At 72.7% G+C, this 15,692-nt stretch carries 12 protein-coding genes; 9 read left to right on the top strand and 3 right to left on the bottom strand.

Annotated features, from left to right (window positions below; all coding sequences use genetic code 11):
* The first annotated feature begins 75 nt into the window (after window positions 1–75).
* A complete protein-coding gene (locus tag ACZ37P_RS37575) occupies window positions 76–294 on the top strand; it encodes an HTH domain-containing protein (RefSeq protein WP_355345627.1) in 219 nt (72 codons plus the stop codon).
* Here the strand turns inward: ACZ37P_RS37575 and ACZ37P_RS37570 are convergent.
* Together ACZ37P_RS37570 and ACZ37P_RS37565 are read right to left on the bottom strand one after the other, a co-directional pair.
* Complete coding sequence (locus ACZ37P_RS37570; RefSeq protein WP_467350949.1) at window positions 291–2,009, bottom strand: FAD-dependent monooxygenase; 1,719 nt, start codon at window positions 2,007–2,009, stop codon at window positions 291–293. The genes ACZ37P_RS37575 and ACZ37P_RS37570 overlap by 4 nt on opposite strands.
* 119 nt (window positions 2,010–2,128) lie before the next feature.
* The gene (locus ACZ37P_RS37565) at window positions 2,129–2,764 is read right to left on the bottom strand and encodes an acyl-CoA-like ligand-binding transcription factor (protein ID WP_467350947.1); all 636 of its coding nucleotides are present in this window, start codon (window positions 2,762–2,764) and stop codon (window positions 2,129–2,131) included.
* Window positions 2,765–2,989: 225 nt separating this feature from the next.
* On the opposite strand from ACZ37P_RS37565, the gene ACZ37P_RS37560 reads away from it, so the two are divergent.
* The 4 genes from ACZ37P_RS37560 to gap all read left to right on the top strand — a co-directional run bounded on the left by ACZ37P_RS37560 (window position 2,990) and on the right by gap (window position 7,230).
* Window positions 2,990–3,802 carry a hypothetical protein gene (locus ACZ37P_RS37560; protein WP_355345618.1) on the top strand — a complete coding sequence of 271 codons (813 nt, stop codon included), beginning with the start codon at window positions 2,990–2,992 and terminating at the stop codon, window positions 3,800–3,802.
* A gap of 45 nt (window positions 3,803–3,847) precedes the next feature.
* On the top strand, window positions 3,848–4,807 hold the full coding sequence (locus ACZ37P_RS37555) for an NAD(P)H-dependent flavin oxidoreductase (RefSeq protein ID WP_355345615.1): 960 nt from the start codon (window positions 3,848–3,850) through the stop codon (window positions 4,805–4,807).
* A 231-nt stretch (window positions 4,808–5,038) separates the two neighbouring features.
* Window positions 5,039–5,986: a GlxA family transcriptional regulator gene (locus ACZ37P_RS37550; RefSeq protein WP_391045381.1), complete on the top strand. Its 948-nt coding sequence runs from the start codon at window positions 5,039–5,041 to the stop codon at window positions 5,984–5,986.
* A 245-nt stretch (window positions 5,987–6,231) separates the two neighbouring features.
* On the top strand, window positions 6,232–7,230 hold the full coding sequence (gap, locus tag ACZ37P_RS37545; RefSeq protein WP_467350943.1) for a type I glyceraldehyde-3-phosphate dehydrogenase: 999 nt from the start codon (window positions 6,232–6,234) through the stop codon (window positions 7,228–7,230).
* A 235-nt stretch (window positions 7,231–7,465) separates the two neighbouring features.
* Here the strand turns inward: gap and ACZ37P_RS37540 are convergent, their stop codons facing one another.
* Entirely contained in the window at window positions 7,466–7,744 is a 279-nt protein-coding gene (locus ACZ37P_RS37540; RefSeq protein ID WP_391045375.1) for a YciI family protein, read from the bottom strand.
* A 358-nt stretch (window positions 7,745–8,102) separates the two neighbouring features.
* Here ACZ37P_RS37540 and ACZ37P_RS37535 point away from each other — a divergent pair, with 358 nt between their 5' ends.
* The 4 genes from ACZ37P_RS37535 to ACZ37P_RS37520 all read left to right on the top strand — a co-directional run bounded on the left by ACZ37P_RS37535 (window position 8,103) and on the right by ACZ37P_RS37520 (window position 15,601).
* Window positions 8,103–9,080 carry an acetylxylan esterase gene (locus ACZ37P_RS37535; RefSeq protein WP_401310952.1) on the top strand — a complete coding sequence of 326 codons (978 nt, stop codon included), beginning with the start codon at window positions 8,103–8,105 and terminating at the stop codon, window positions 9,078–9,080.
* Between the two features lie 396 nt (window positions 9,081–9,476).
* The gene (locus ACZ37P_RS37530; protein ID WP_467350941.1) at window positions 9,477–9,746 is read left to right on the top strand and encodes a hypothetical protein; all 270 of its coding nucleotides are present in this window, start codon (window positions 9,477–9,479) and stop codon (window positions 9,744–9,746) included.
* Window positions 9,743–10,786: a LacI family DNA-binding transcriptional regulator gene (locus tag ACZ37P_RS37525; RefSeq protein ID WP_467350939.1), complete on the top strand. Its 1,044-nt coding sequence runs from the start codon at window positions 9,743–9,745 to the stop codon at window positions 10,784–10,786. Before ACZ37P_RS37530 ends, ACZ37P_RS37525 begins: the two co-directional genes overlap by 4 nt.
* A 420-nt stretch (window positions 10,787–11,206) precedes the next feature.
* Window positions 11,207–15,601: a LamG-like jellyroll fold domain-containing protein gene (locus ACZ37P_RS37520; RefSeq protein WP_467350937.1), complete on the top strand. Its 4,395-nt coding sequence runs from the start codon at window positions 11,207–11,209 to the stop codon at window positions 15,599–15,601.
* Window positions 15,602–15,692 lie beyond the last annotated feature (91 nt).

Raw genomic sequence — 15,692 nt, 5'->3', positions numbered from 1 at the left:
TCCCCCGAACGAGTGAGGGCCGCCTTTGACAACGAGGGGTTGACATGACAACCCCTTGTTGTCACTCTGGAGGGCATGGCAGACAGGAAAGACCTCTCGATGCACGAGCCGACCTTCGCCCGCATCAAGGAAGTGCGCGCCCAGGCCATCCACCACACCCGCCTGGCCCGACAGTTCGCCGTCGAGCGGCGCGACCTGATGCAGGAGCTCATCGGACAGGGCGTTTCGCAGTCCGACATCGCCCGCGAGCTGGGCGTGAGCCGCCAGGCCATCCAGAAGATGCTGGCCTGCTAGACGGCGCCCCCGGTCCGATTCCCGGCCTGATCCCAGGCCGGACGCCCGGCCCGGCCCCGGGTCTGATCCCCGGCCGCGTCCCCGGCGCCGAACCAGTGCCGCGCGGCCGACCGGAGCGCGTCCAGGGCCGCCGCGCCGGGACGATGGTCGGACGACGCCCAGGCCACGTAGGAGTCGGGACGGATCAGCAGGGCGGTCGGGGCGTCAGCGTCGTCCGGCCGCGACGGCGGCTGCTGTGACCGGGACGGCGCGTGCGCCGTGACGACGCTGACGCGGTCGCTCCACGGGCCGAGCGCCGCCGCGGCCGACGCGTCGTCGGTCAGGTCGAGCAGCAACGGCCGCGCCGATCTGGCCAGTTCGGCCACCGAGACCGTGCCGTCCGGGGCGGCGAGGTCCAGGTCGGGCGCGAACCGCCCCACCAGCGCGTGCGGTTCGGGACCGCCCATGTCGTAGCGGACATCGGTGCCCGCCGTGAGGTCGGCGAGGTGCTGGACGGTCGCGGGCTGCGCGAGCAGTTCGGTGAAGAGCTGACGCAGCGCCGTGACGTCGTCGCCGGGAGCGGTCAACGCGGCCTGCGCCTGGGCGTAGACGACCATACGGTCGGCGGCCCCGCGCCGCTCGGCGTCGTAACTGTCGAGGAGGTGGGCCGGTGCGGTGCCGTGGATCGCGGCGGCCAGTTTCCAGCCGAGGTTGACCGCGTCCTGGAGGCCGAGGTTCAGGCCGGGGCCGCCGCCCGCCGTGTAGATGTGGGCGGCGTCGCCGACGAGGAACACCCGCCGGTCCCGGAAGCGCTCGGCCACCCGCGTGTTGCCGCCGGTCAACCGCCGCAGGACGTACGGCCCTTCGCCGGTCGGCGGGCTCAGCGGCAGATCGGCGCCCAGCACACGCCGGACGCTCGCGCCCAGTTCTTCGAGGCTCATCGGCGTCCCGGTCTCCGGCTGGTCCCACTCCGTGGTGCTGATCAGCGCCGGGCGGCCGGGGAAGGGCGCGTACGAGAATCCGCCGTGCTCGGTACGGAGCGGCAGGAACGGCCGGACGGTGCCGTAACCGGGCACATTCAGGGCGCCGGTCGCGGGGTCGACCCAATCAGCGGGGACGGTCGCGTGCGCCGACCGGTTGGTCCTGCGGTCGTCACTCACGCCGGGGAAGCCGATGCCCGACAGCTTGCGCGTGACGCTGTGCGCGCCGTCCGCGCCGACGACGTAACGGGCGCGCAGCCGGTACGCGCCGTCCGGTCCCGTGACGTCCACGGAGACGGCGTCGCCCGCTGCGCCCGCGTCAGGGTCCGACGCCTCGTGCGGGGCGGGCGGGTCCTGTGATTCCTGCGCCAGGGCGGTCACCCGGTGGCCGCGCCGGATCTCCACGCCGAGTTCACCGGCCCGCTTCTCCAGGACCTCGACGATGTGCCGCTGCGGCGCCGCGATGCCGTACACCGGGCTGTCCGGGAGCAGGCTCAGGTCCAGCGGCAGGGCGGCGAACATGAAGGAGGCGGAGTTCGGACGCGGCGGCCCCGGCGTCCCGCTCAGGTCCTCGTACAGCCCGCGCCGGTCGACCAGCCGTACGACCTGGCCGACCAGTCCGTTCGCCTTGGGCTCCTCGCTCGGCGCCGACAGGCTCTCCAGCACGGTCGGCCGTACCCCGGCCAGGGCCAACTCGCATGCCAGCATCAGCCCGTTCGGGCCGCCTCCGACGATGACGACATCCGTGGTGACCAACTGGTCCTCCTCAGTGACTCGTTGCGTAGACGGAAGAAGGGAAAGGGGGAACGCCGTATGAGGGCAGGCCGGAGCGACCCGGCGGCCGACCGGGCCAACTCACGTACGGCGCGGGCGGATCAGGGAGCGGGCAGGCCCGCGACGATCCCGTCGAACGTCTCGCGCAGGACCGCGGCGAGCGACACGGGCGGATCCGCGGTCAGGGAGTGCTCGACGGCCACGGCGCTGCCCGCGCCGACCACCGCGGCGACCAGCTTGGGATACACATCGCGGGCGACGTCCGTGCCGGTGCGCTCGGCGACGGCCCTGGCCAGCTCCTCCTGCGCGGCGGCGTTCGCCTTGACGATCTCGCCGTGCAGGGCCGGTTCCGCGAGCATCAGCCGCACGCCGTCCGTCCAGCGCCGCCGGTCCTCGGACGAGCCCTGCTCAGGACCGCCCTTCGGCGCGAACTGGCCCTCCACGGCATGTGCCACCGAATCCCACAGCGGCTCGTCGGCCGGTCGCGCGCGCAGTTCGTCGGCGACGCGTCGCATCCGCTCCAGGTGGCTGGCGGCGATGGCCTCGGCCTTGCCGGAGAAGTAGTTGCGGAAGGTGCGCACGGACACGTTCGCCGCGGCGGCGATGTCCTCCACGGTGACGTCGTCCCAGCCGCGCTGGACGCACAGCCGGATCGTGGCCTGGCTCAGCGCGACACGCGTCTCCCGCTTCTTGCGCTCCCGCAGGCCGAGGCGGGCGGCGTCTTCGTCCTGTGTCATGGCTACGACGGTAGATAAATACTGCCGTGATGGCAAGATTGCCGGAGCGGCAAGTTTATCGAAAGATGGTCGGCGACGGTTCCGGGGGCGGCTCGCGTCGGTGCCTCCCGCTCTCGGGGGCGCACCTGAGGGTCACGTCCCTGACGCCACGTCAGGGGCCCTTCGGGGTACGGCAAGGGGCATCCCCAAGGCAGCACCGCCGTGCGCGACGGCAGGCTGACAGCCATGCGATCCACCACCGACACGCGCCGCTCGACCGTCCGCCGCGGAGCCGCGGGCCTGGCCCTCGCCGCCGCCCTAGCCGCCACGGTCACGGGCACCGCGAGCGCCGACCCCGCAGCCGACCCCGCGGCCCTGTCCGCAGCCTCGTCCGCGGCCACCGACGCGCCCGCCCCGCCCCCGTACTCGTCCGACTTCAGCGACTGCCCGGCCCTCCCCGCCGGGGTCGACGCCACGCTCTGGAAGTGCGAAGTCCTCACCGCCACCGGGTCGTTGACGCTCGGCAGCCGGACGATCCCCGAGCTGGCGCCGATGACCCTCACCCACGCCGAGGGCCCGCTGCCGGACGGCGCCGACGGCCAGGTCTGGGGCGCCCTGCGCAGCGCCCCCGACCGCGTCCCCGGCGGCCTCACCGGCATCCCCGGCGCCGACCGCGACCCGCTGCTCCGGCTGTCCCTGCGACCGGAGTACGGCGGCCGGTCCGACTTCTTCTCCGTCGGCGACCGTCTGGGCCTGTTCACCCTGCGCTTCCGCGCCCTCAGCCCCCTGCTGCCGCACGGCTGCGTCATCGGCGGCGGCGACACCCCGGTCGAGCTGCGGCTGGTGCGCTCTGGCGGCTCCCGCGTCGTCTCGCAGGACCCGCCGGTCATCGCGTTCGACGCCTACGACACCGCCTTCACGGTCCCCGGCGCCACCGGCTGCGGCCCCCTCGACCGCCTCGTCGACAACCGCCTCGGACTTCCCGCCGCCACCGGCAACGCGATGCGGCTGAGCGCGTACTACACGTTCAGGACCTACGATCAACTCCCGCCGCGCTGAAGGGGATCACGCGTCCCGGACCCGGCCGGGGCCATGATGGAGCCCATGACTTTGGCGACGGCGTTCACGGAGATGTTCGGTGTGCGGCACCCGATCGCGCTGGCACCGATGGGCGGTTCCGCCGGTGGCGCGCTGGCGGCGGCCGTGTCGCGCGGCGGCGGCCTCGGACTGCTCGGCGGCGGCAGCGGCGACCGGGAGTGGCTGGCCCGCGAGCTGCCGGTGGCGGCCGAGTGCGGCAGGCCGTGGGGAGTCGGGTTCCTGAGCTGGGCGGCCGAGGCCGGCGCCGTCGAGCAGGCACTGGAGTACGGTCCCGCCGCGGTGATGCTGTCCTTCGGGGACCCGGCGCCCTTGGCGGCACGCGTCCGGGCGGCGGGCGTGCCGCTGATCGTGCAGGTCACCGACCTGGAGGAGGCCCGGCGGGCGCTGGACGTCGGGGCCGACGTCATCGTGGCCCAGGGCACCGAGAGCGGCGGACACGGCGCGCGCCACGGTAGGTCCACGCTGCCCTTCGTGCCAGTCGTGGTCGACCTCGCGGCTCCGGTGCCGGTGCTCGCGGCCGGTGGGATCGGCGACGGCCGCGGTGTGGCCGCCGCGCTGGCGCTGGGCGCGGCCGGTGCACTCATCGGCACCCGCTTCCAGGCGACGGCCGAGGCCGGGGCCGAGCCCTCGGCCGTCGAGGCGATCGTCGGCGGGAGCGGGGAGGACACCGAGCGCAACAGCGTCCTGGACATCGCCCGCGGCTCCCGGTGGCCGACGGCGTACACCGCTCGTACGCTCGGCCACCCCTACCTGGACCGCTGGCGCGGCCGGGAGGCGGAGCTTGCCGCCGACCCGCAGGCGCGGCAGGAGTACCAGGCCGATGTGGCGCGCGGCGCGGTGCCCTCGCTCCCGGTGTGGGCGGGGGAGGCCGTCGACCTCGTCCACAACGTCCCGCAGGCCGCCGACCTGGTCGCCGTACTGGCCGTTCAGGCGGAGGAGGCGCTGGCGCGGGCCGTACGGCGCTGACCTCGCCGTCACGCGGGCCGGCGTCCGCCCGTACGGGAGCGGGCGCGGACAGGTGTACGCCGCCCGTACGGGAGCGGGCGGCGTGTGAGGCACACGCCTCCGGGTGGCAGGATGCTTGCGGTAGGTGCCATCGCGGCCACCGACGCCCCGGCGGGTACCCGCGTCCGGCCGCGAGGCACGCGGAGTCACCGCAGCAGTCACGCAGTCACCGCAGTGACCGGAGGAGAGCTGATGAGCCGGAAGCGGCACCGCGTCGCCGTGCTCGTACTGGAGGGTGCGAAGCCGCTCGATGTCGGCATCCCCGCGCAGGTGTTCTCGAACCGGCCGAGCATGCCGTACGAGGTGCGGGTGTGCGGGGCCGCGCCAGGACTCGTGACCGGCGGTGACGGCCTCTCGTACCACGTGGCCGAGGGGCTCGACGCGGTCGAGCACGCCGACACCATCTTCATCCCCGGCTACCGCGAGCCCGCGACCACGGAGCCTCCGGCGGCGGTCGTCAGCGCGCTCACGGCGGCCCACGGGCGGGGTACGCGCCTCGCCGCGATCTCGACGGGGGCCTTCGCGCTGGCGGCGACCGGCCTGCTCGACGGGAAGCGGGCGACGACGCACTGGCACTACACGAAGGCACTGGCCACCCGGCATCCGCTGGTGCGGGTGGACGAGAACGTGCTGTTCGTGGACGAGGGCGACGTGCTCACCTCGGCGGGCGCGGCCTCCGGTATCGACATGTGCCTGCACCTGGTGCGGCGTGACCACGGAGTGGGACTCTCCAACCACGTGGCGAGACGGCTGGTCGCGGCGCCGTACCGCAGCGGGGGACAGGCGCAGTACGTGCCCCGGAGCGTGCCGGAACCGCTCGGCGACGTCTTCGCGAGCACGCGGGAGTGGGTGCTGGCGCACCTCGCGGAGCCGCTGACGCTGGAGGAGCTGGCCCGCCACGCGCGGGTCTCGGCGCGGACCTTCTCGCGGCGGTTCGTGCAGGACACCGGGTACACGCCGATGCAGTGGGTGCTGCGGGCGCGCGTGGACCTGGCCCGTGAGCTGCTGGAACGCACCGACCTGGGCGTGGAGCAGATCGCCGACCGGGTCGGGCTCGGCACGGGCGCCAATCTGCGCCTGCACTTCCAGCGGATCCTCGGCACGTCGCCGACGGAGTACCGGCACACGTTCTCGGCCTGAGGGGTCTCGGTCCGAGCTTTTCCGGATGGGAGCTTTCCGGGCTGAGTCTTCCCGGGCCGGAGCCGTGAGGGCTGAAGCGGTACGGAGCCGCTGGACCTGAGGCGAGTCGATGGCGGGCCGATGGCGGGCCGCTCGCGGTGTCACGACCGGGCTGGCGAGATCCTTGCGGGCGCTGTCATTCGGGCCACTGTCGGCTCGGCGCGCGGTTGCCGACCATGGAAGACGTAACGAAAGGAGCCCTTCTCATGACCCGCATCGCCGTCAACGGATTCGGCCGTATCGGTCGCAACACCCTCCGCGCCCTGATCGCCCGCGACACCGACCTCGAAGTGGTCGCCGTCAACGACCTGACCGCGCCCGAGGCGCTGGCCCACCTGCTCGAGTTCGACAGCACGCTCGGCCGCCTCGACGCCTCCGTCGAGGTCGACGGGACCGACCTGGTGGTCGACGGCCGCCGCATCAAGGTGCTCGCCGAGCGCGAGCCCGAGAAGCTGCCGTGGGCCGAGCTGGGCGTCGAGATCGTGCTGGAGTCCACCGGCCGATTCACCTCGGCGGACGCCGCCCGCGCCCACATCCGCGCCGGTGCCAAGCGCGTCCTGGTCAGCGCCCCCTCGGACGGCGCCGACGTGACGCTCGCGTACGGCGTCAACACCGAGGACTACGACCCCGCCGCGCACGTGATCGTCTCGAACGCCTCGTGCACCACCAACGCGCTGGCCCCGCTCGCCGCCGTCCTGGACGACCTGGCCGGTATCGAGCACGGCTTCATGACCACCGTGCACGCCTACACCCAGGAGCAGAACCTCCAGGACGGCCCGCACCGCGACCTGCGCCGCGCCCGCGCCGCCGGGGTCAACATCGTCCCCACCACGACCGGCGCCGCCAAGGCCATCGGCCGCGTACTGCCCAACCTCGACGGGAAGCTGTCCGGCGACTCCATCCGTGTCCCGGTCCCGGTCGGCTCGATCGTGGAGCTGAACACCACCGTCGCGCGCGAGGTCACCCGCGACGAAGTGCTCGCCGCCTACCGCGCCGCCGCCGACGGCCCCCTCAAGGGCGTCCTCGAATACACCGACAAGCCCCTGGTCTCCAGTGACATCACCGGCCGCCCCGCCTCGTCGATCTTCGACTCCGCCCTCACCCGCGTCGACGGCAAGCACGTCAAGGTCGTCGCCTGGTACGACAACGAATGGGGCTTCTCCAACCGCGTCATCGACACCCTCGAACTCCTCGCCCGCTCCTGACCGACACCCAGCCGCAGGCCGCCGCCGCTCGGCGTAAGTCGCTTACCGCACCGGTGAGTTGACTGATCGTCAGTCCTCGCGGTGGCCACGCGGCGCGATCCTGCTTCAGGTCGCCGAGGTGATCGAGGCCCACGGCCGACGAACCGGCCGTGGGCCGACTCGTTCTCCATGGGGGAGTGTTCTCGACGCCTGCACCGAGACCAAGACGGTCATGCTCCACCTCTGAGGCACCGGATCAGCCGTCGGTCAGACGGTCCCGCCCGACCACCGGAGCCCACTCGTGGACGGCGGTCACGGTGACTCCGGGCGTCCGGTAGTACGCGTCCGCGGCCATGATCCGGTCCAGTTCGTCGCGGTCGGCGGAGAAGACGAGAAGCGCGCCCGTGTCGTCCGCCCAGGGTCCCGCGGCGACGAGGCGGCCCTCGTCATGGAGGCGCTGGAGGATCGCGCGGTGCGCGGGGCGGGCCGCGAGGCGTTCGGAGGTGGCGGTGAAGGCGAGTTCGACAGTCAGCATGCCTCCGAGGGTAGGTTTCGGGAGTGGCCGGATCCGGATCACGTGATGCCGCGGGCGTGGCGAGCCCGCCTGCCGGGACCGGCGGCGCAGTGGGCGCGGCACGCGCGCACCGGAACGCAGGCCCCGGCCGTGACCTGCGAGAACGCCACTCGCTAGCATGGCCGTCGGCAACCGTACCGGGCCTCACCGGCGGGCCGGGACGGTGAACGGCGGCTGCTGCCCGGATTCGACCCGGACGCGGCGCGATCGAGAGGATCGAGAAGCGGCCACGGCTCGTCCGGCCGCCGACAGCGCATTCGCCGCCCCCGCCGGGCCTTCCGGCGCCGGGCGGAACGACCGACGAGAGGAATCCGCACCCGTGACGGCCGAGGCCATCGAGACCCACGACTTCCCGTTCGACCCGACGTACGGATACGACCTGGACCGGCTGCTCCAGGTCGGCACCCCGGAGGAGCCCGCCGACTTCGGCGACTTCTGGCAGGGCGCGTACGCCAAGGCGCTGGCGGTGGACACCGCGCCGCGGGTGGGAGCGCTGGAGGAGGAGCGGGACGGCGTACGCGTCCACGCGGTGTCGTACACCTCGGTCGGGGGTTTCCGCGTGGGCGGCTGGCTGACGCTGCCCGCCGACGGACACGTCACGCACGGCATGGTCGTCCTGCACGGCTACGGCGGCAGGGACGCCGTCGATGTGACGCTGCCCCCGCCCGGCACCGCCGCGATCTGGCCGTGCGCCCGCGGAATGGCCACGCGCAGCCTCGACCCGGAGATTCCGGCGACCGCGGCCGAACACGTTGTGCACGGCATCGCCTCGCGCGAGACCTACGTGCACGGCGGATGCGTCGCCGACACCTGGTGCGCGGCCTCCGCGCTGCTCGCCCTGGTACCGGGAGCGGCGCGCCAACTCGCCCTGGTGGGAGGCAGTTTCGGCGGCGGGATCGGCGCCCTGGCGCTGCCCTGGGACGACCGGTTCCACCACGGGCTGCTGACCGTGCCCAGCTTCGGCAACCATCCGCTGCGGCTGACCCTGCCCTGCACGGGCAGCGGCGAGGCGGTCCGCGCCCACTACGCCCGGCACCCCGAAGTCACCGAAGTGCTCGGCTACTTCGACGCGGCCGTCGCCGCCACCCGCGTCCGCGTCCCCGTCCACGTCGGCGCGGCCCTGTTCGACCCCGCGGTGCCGCCGCCCGGACAATTCGCCGTGCACAACGCCCTGGGCGGCCCGAAGGAGCTGTTCGTCCTGACGGCGGGCCATGTCGAGTACCCGGCCGCCGCCGAGGAGGACGCCCGACTGCGGGCGGCACAGCGGGAGTTCCTGGCGGAGGCCGACCCGCGATAACGGCCGGCGGTCGCCGGGACGGCCACGGACCATGTGCTCGCGGAAACGTCCCGCACGCGGCGCTGACGCGCTCTCCGTACCAAGACCGGCCGGGACACCGGAAGGCCGCCGGGCCGTGACGCTCGACGGACAGCCGAGCAGCGAGGCCGACGTGTCGAGCCCGCGGTCCACCGGCAGGCGAGATCCGTCGGGCCGCCGTACCGATGCGCCCGGCGCACCGGGGGCCGTGCACCCCGTGGAGGACGCGAGCGCGGCCCCGCGCCCGGTCGGTGCGGACGGCCGTCGTCGGCGAGTCCGGCCGCGGCAGCACGACGGGCCCGCTTCCGGCCGACCGCCCGCGGCGGGATCCCGCCGATGCGCGGCACCGGACGGGCGGCCCGCGCCTACCATGCTGACGTGCAGCTCATCTTCCCGGACCCGCTCGGCTCGCTGAAGCCGCTGTGCCGCGCCCGCCGCCCCCGTCGTGCCCGCCGCGCCTTCCGCCCCCGTCGCCCCCTGGAACGCCATGCCGCGCCCGCGCGAACCGGCTCCGGACCGGGCCGGGCGGCCGGACCCGCCGGGACAGCGCACGCGGCAACCGAGCACCGCCGCCAGGAGACCGGCCCGGCCCGGCGCGAGCCGGTGACGCACAAGGACAGCCCCCTGCGACAGGAGAGCACACCGTGACCGCCCGCCGCCGCGACCGCGCCCCCAACCAGGCCGACGTGGCCCGTCTCGCCGGGGTCTCCCAATCGGCGGTCTCCCGAGTGATCAGCGGCGACGCCGTCCGCGCCCGGATCCCCGAGGAGACCCGCAAGCGGGTCTTCGACGCGGTCAGGGAACTCGGGTACGTCGCCAACCCGGCCGCCCGCGCGATGCGAAACAAGCGCACCAACCTCCTCGGGGTGCACACCTTCGAGGCCGTCTTCCCGCACGCCCGCGAGGACTTCTACTTCGAATTCCTCCAGGGCATCGAGGAGCGGGCGGAGGAGACCGGCTACGACCTGGTGCTGTTCACCTCCACCGGCAGCGGCGACGGGGGCCGCCGCAACATCTACCGGGACGGCACCAACCGGCTGGGCCTGGCCGACGGCAGCGTGCTCCTCGGCGTGTCCACCGACCGCGGCGAACTGGCCAGGCTCTGGTACGAGGGCTACCCGTTCATCCACATCGGCCGCCGCGAGGTGCCCGGTGCCGAGATCCCGTGCGTCATCCCCGACTACGAGACCGCGGCGGCGGGCATCGTGGAGAGGCTCGCCGCACTCGGGCACCGCAGCATCGGCTATCTGCGCGAGCCCCTGGAGATGGAGCCGTACACCGACCGCCGGGAGGGCTACGCGCGGGCCGTCCGCGAACTCGGCCTCACCGACGAGTCACCCGGCTTCCGCGGCCAGACCGGCCTGTCCGACGCGTGGCTCGACCACCTGGTCACGGGAGCCGAGACGGCCGTCGTCGCCGAGAGCGTACGGCTCGCCGAGACGCTGCGGACGAAGCTGGCCGAGCGCGGCCTGCGGGTGCCGGACGACCTGTCCGTCGCCGTGCTCGAAGGCGCGCCCGAGCAGCCGGAAGGCCGGTGGGTGTCGCTGGAGATCCCGCGCGTCCGGATCGGCCGGACCGCCGTGGACCAGCTCATCGCGATGCTCGACGACCCCGGCCGCCGCGCCGACAGCCTCCTCGTCCCCTGCTCGATCGCCGCCGGCACCACCCTCGCTCCTCCCCGTCACTGACCGTCACCGACGCCCGTCCGAACACCCGCCTGTCGGAACGTCCGACCGCCCGCACGTCCGCCGCCCGCCGTCTGTCCGGGCCGCGTCGCGGCGCTCACCGACGGTGCCGATAACGCCGAGACGGCGCATAGGGCCGTTGTGCGAGCACGGCAGGACAAAGCCGGGCAGCGGCTCTCACCAGCGGCTAAGCGGAATTCACACAGACGCGGGCATCCGTCCGCTACCTGCGCCTACGCGAAATATTCGACGGACATTGACGGAACGTCACGAAACGCTGGGGGCGGGCGAATATTCGAGAGAAGTGTGTTGCTGTCGTGAAGGCGTTGATCTACGGTTCTCGATTGTTCGCGCACTGTTAACAGACGCCTACAAGGCGGCGCGTCTCATGGGGGGATTATGGATTTGGGTGGGGTCAGACGTGTGCGTGCGTCTCGTGGGCTGATAGTGACGCTCGCGTCCGCTCTGGTCGTCGCGGTGGGTCCCGCGGCGGCGATCGCGGTCGCCGCGGCACCGACTCCGGGCGCGGAGCCGACGTCGACATCGATGTCGAAGGCGGCACAGTCCTCGAAGCCGGTGAAGGCCGACACCGGTGCCTCGCACCGCACGGCGCTCACGCAGGACGCGGCGGTCGCCGAGGCGGCCGAGGCCGGGCAGAGCGTGGAGATCACGTCGCTGCGGACGGAGTCCAACGAGACGTACGCGCTGCCGGACGGCAGCCTGGAGACGGACCAGCACCTGCGTCCGGTCCGGGCCCGCGTCGGCGGCGAGTGGAAGACGATCGACAACACTCTGGTGCGGCGGCCCGACGGCGGCGTCGCACCCGCGGTCGCGTCGGTCGGCATGGAGCTGTCGGGCGGCGGCTCCGCACCGCTGGTGACCCTGGACAGGGCCGGGCGGAAACTGTCGTACACCTGGCCGTCGGCGCTGCCCGCGCCGACGCTCGACGGCGACACCGCCACGTACAAGAACGTCCTGCCGGACGTCGACCTCCGGGTGCGCGCGGACACCGACGGTTTCCACGAGCTGCTGGTGGTCAACACCGCCGCGGCGGCGCGGAATCCGGCGCTCACGCAGCTCACCTTCGGGGTGGTGACCGACGGCCTCGACGTGGCGCGCACCGCCGACGGCGGTCTGACCGCCACCGACACCACGACCGGCGGCGAGGTCTTCGCGGCGCCGCAGCCGATCATGTGGGACTCCGGCACGCAGGGGACGGACACCCCGGCGGCCGGAACCAAGAGCGCCAGGACCACCAGCGCCGCCAAGGGCGCGAAGGCCGCGACCGCCGAGGACGGCAGCCCGGAGGACCCGGCGCAGGGCCCGACCGGTACCTCCCAGATGGCGCCGATCGCCGTCGCCGTCGACACCTCCGACGCGTCCGGCTCGCTGACGCTGACGCCCGACCACGCGCTGCTGACCGGCGCGGACACCTCGTTCCCGCTGTACATCGACCCGCAGACGTACACCCCCAGGGCGGGGGACTGGACGATGGTCTCGCGCTACTGGGCCTCCAGCCCGCAGTACCGCTTCAACGGCGACGACGACGCGGGTGTGGGCGACTGCGACTGGACCTACTGCGCGCCCAGGGACGTCAAGCGGCTCTTCTACTCCTTCCCGACGTCGAAGTTCGCGGGCAAGACGATCCTGGACGCCACCTTCGTCGCGCACGAGACGTGGTCGGCTTCGTGCACCGCCAAGCCGATCGAGCTGTGGCGCACCAGCGGCTTCACCAAGGGCACGACCTGGAACTCCTCCGCCGACCACTGGCTCGACCACATCGACACCCAGACCGAGGCGCACGGCAGCTCCGGCTGCGCGGCCTCCGATGTCGAGTTCAACGCCACCACCGGCGTGAAGTACGCGGCGGCCCACAACTCCGGGACCACCACCTTCGGTCTGAAGGCCAACGAGTCCGACCCGTACGGCTGGAAGCGTTTCACCAACAAGGCGTATCTGCGCGTCCACTACAACCAGCCGCCCAAGCAGATCCCCATGTCCCACCTGTCGATGAGCCCCGGCGCCTCCTGCCACAGCCCGTCCACGTCGGTGCGGATCCGCACCCTGCCGACGATCAGCGCGAGCGATGTCACCGACCCCGACGGCGACCAGGTGAGCGTGCAGTTCTCCGTCGCGTGGGACGCCGGTGACGGCAAGGGCCTGGTCACGCAGTGGACTTCGGCGAAGATCGGCCCGAAGAAGTCCGGCTCGACCTTCTCCACGAAGCTCACCGCGACGCTCGGCGGCAAGACGGTCCCGAAGAACAAGACGATCGCCTGGCAGGCCCGCGCGGTCGACTACGACCAGGGCAAGTACTACAGCTACTCCCCGTGGTCGTCCGCGGGTTCCGCGACCAACTGCTACTGGGTGTACGACACCACCGTGCCGGCGGGCCCCGTGATCACCTCGGGCGACTACCCGGCCGTCGACGACAACAACCCGAACGACCCGACGTACGACGGTGTCGGCCGGGACGGCGACTTCACCTTCCGCTCGGCCTCCACCGACGTCGTGAAGTACTGCTACGGCGTCAACGCCGACGCGGTGTGCGACACGGCCCACACCGTGGCCACCTCGGGCGGCGCGGCGAAGTCGGTGACCTTCCGGCCGACCCGCGCGGGCACCAACTTCCTGAACGTGCAGGCATTCGACAGCGCGGGCAACGGCAGTGAGCCGGAGGTGTACGAGTTCCGGGTCAAGGAGGGCCAGCCCGCCCGCGCCCAGTGGCAACTCGACGACGACGCGGGCGCCGCGCAGGCGGCCGGTTCCGCCGGTGACCGCACCCTGAACGTGGTCGGCTCGCCGACCCTCGGCGCGCCCGGCAAGTCCGGCACCGCCGTCGACTTCAACGGCACCGACTCCTACCTCCAGTCCGACATCCCGGCCGTCCACACCGACCAGGGCATGACGGTCGCCGCCTGGGTGAAGCTCGACCGGATGCCGACCGCCGCGGCGGTCGTCGCCGCGCAGCCGGGCAACAACGCGCCGGGCTTCGAGCTGTACTACTCACAGGGTTACGACCGGTGGGTGTTCAACCAGTACAGCTCCGACTCGGCCACCGCCACCCCGGTCCGCGCGATGTCCGCCACGGCGGGCGGCGTCACGGCCGGACAGTGGTACCACCTGCTCGGCACGTACGACGGGACGGCCCACACGCTGTCGCTGTACGTCAACGGGGCCCTGATGGGGACCACGAGCTACACCACCGCGTGGGACGCGCGGCGGGGTCTCCAGATCGGCGCGGGGAGCTACTCCGGCTCCCCGGGGAGCTTCTTCCCCGGCACGGTCGACGACGTCCGGATCTACGACAAGCCCCTGGTGGCCGCCGACGTGGCGCACCTGTACAAGGGGGAGCAGCTCGGGGCCGGCCGCCCGGCCAGCGCGGTCTTCCCGCTGGACGAACCGGCCGCGCAGGACGACGGCAACCCCACCACGGTGGTGCACGGCCAGGCCGACGTGGACCCCGCGGTCCTGCACGGCGGGGTCACCGCGGGAAGCGCGGGCGCGCAGGACAAGTCGCTGACCCTCGACGGCACCAGCGGCTACGCGTCCACCCGCTCCCCGCAGGTCAACAACCAGCGCAGCTTCTCCGTGGTCGGCTGGGCGAAACTGTCCGCCAAACCCGACCACGCGGCGATCATCGCCACCCAGACCAGTACCTACCGGCCGGGCTTCGAACTGTACTACTCCGCGACCTACGGGTGGTCCTTCGACGCCTACACCGCCGACTCCGACAGCGCCACGATCGTGCGGGCCTCCCAGGGCGACACCACCCATTCACCGGCCGGTGTCTGGACCCACCTCCTCGGCTCGTACGACGCGAACACCGACGACATGCGGCTGTACGTCAACGGCCTCTGGGTGGCCACGACGAAATTCGCCGCGCCCTTCTACGGCAAGGGACCCGTCCAGATCGGCGCCGGGTCGTACGACGGCGCACCGAGCAGCTTCTTCCCCGGTCAGATCGACGACGTGCGGTTCTACGACCGGGCCCTGTCGGCGCCGGAAGCCGAGTCGATGTACCACAACCAGCTCGTGGTCGAGGGGCGTTGGAAGCTGGACAGCGCGTCCGGCACTCCCCAGGTCTCGCCCGACTCGCTGACCACCGCGGCCGACCAGCACCCGCTGACCCTCGGCGGCGGCGCGCAGATCGACGCCACGGGCGCCAACAGCATGGTCGGCACCGGGTCGTTGGTGCTCAACGGCACGGCAACCGGCTACGCGTCGACCACCACGTCACCGATCCACACCAACAGCAGCTTCACGGTGGGCGCGTGGGTCTCCACCGCGGCGCGGCCGACGAAACCGGTGACGGTGCTGAGCATGGCCGGTACGAACACCAGTGGTTTCGCGGTCCGTTACGTACCCGACTCCGCCGACCCGGCCCACGCGGGCGCCTGGCAGTTGCAGACGTCCAACGCGGACGGCACCGGCGCCGTCGTCTCGACCGCCTCCGACACCAGCTTCCAGGACAACGGCGCGTGGGATCACATCGCCGTGGTCTACGACCTGATGGCCGGTCAGATGCGGTTGTACATCAACGGCCAGATGCAGCAGTCGCTCTGCTCCGACGGTGACGACGACGGCAACCCCGACGACCCGGCGTGCAAGGAGTCGGTGTCGTGGAACTCCTCGGTGCTGCCGTTCGACGCGACCAAGGGCCTGCAACTGGGCCGCCTCAAGACCGGCACGTCCACCTGGGGCGAGTACTGGCCCGGTGTGATCGACGACGTGTGGGTCTTCGGCGGAGTCGCGACCGACACCCAGATCGCGGCGCTCGCCAGCGGAGTGGATCTCGACACCACCGCCGGGCCCTGACCCGGTAGCACCACCGGGGGGGGGGGGGGGGGGGGGGGGGGGGGGGAGGGGGAGGGGGAGGGCGGAGAAAGGGAGGAGAAAAAAAATCCGC

It is taken from the genome of Streptomyces sp. NPDC024632, from assembly GCF_055559175.1.
The sequence above is the reverse complement of the archived record's forward strand: the minus strand, read 5'-3'. Positions and strand labels throughout refer to the sequence as shown.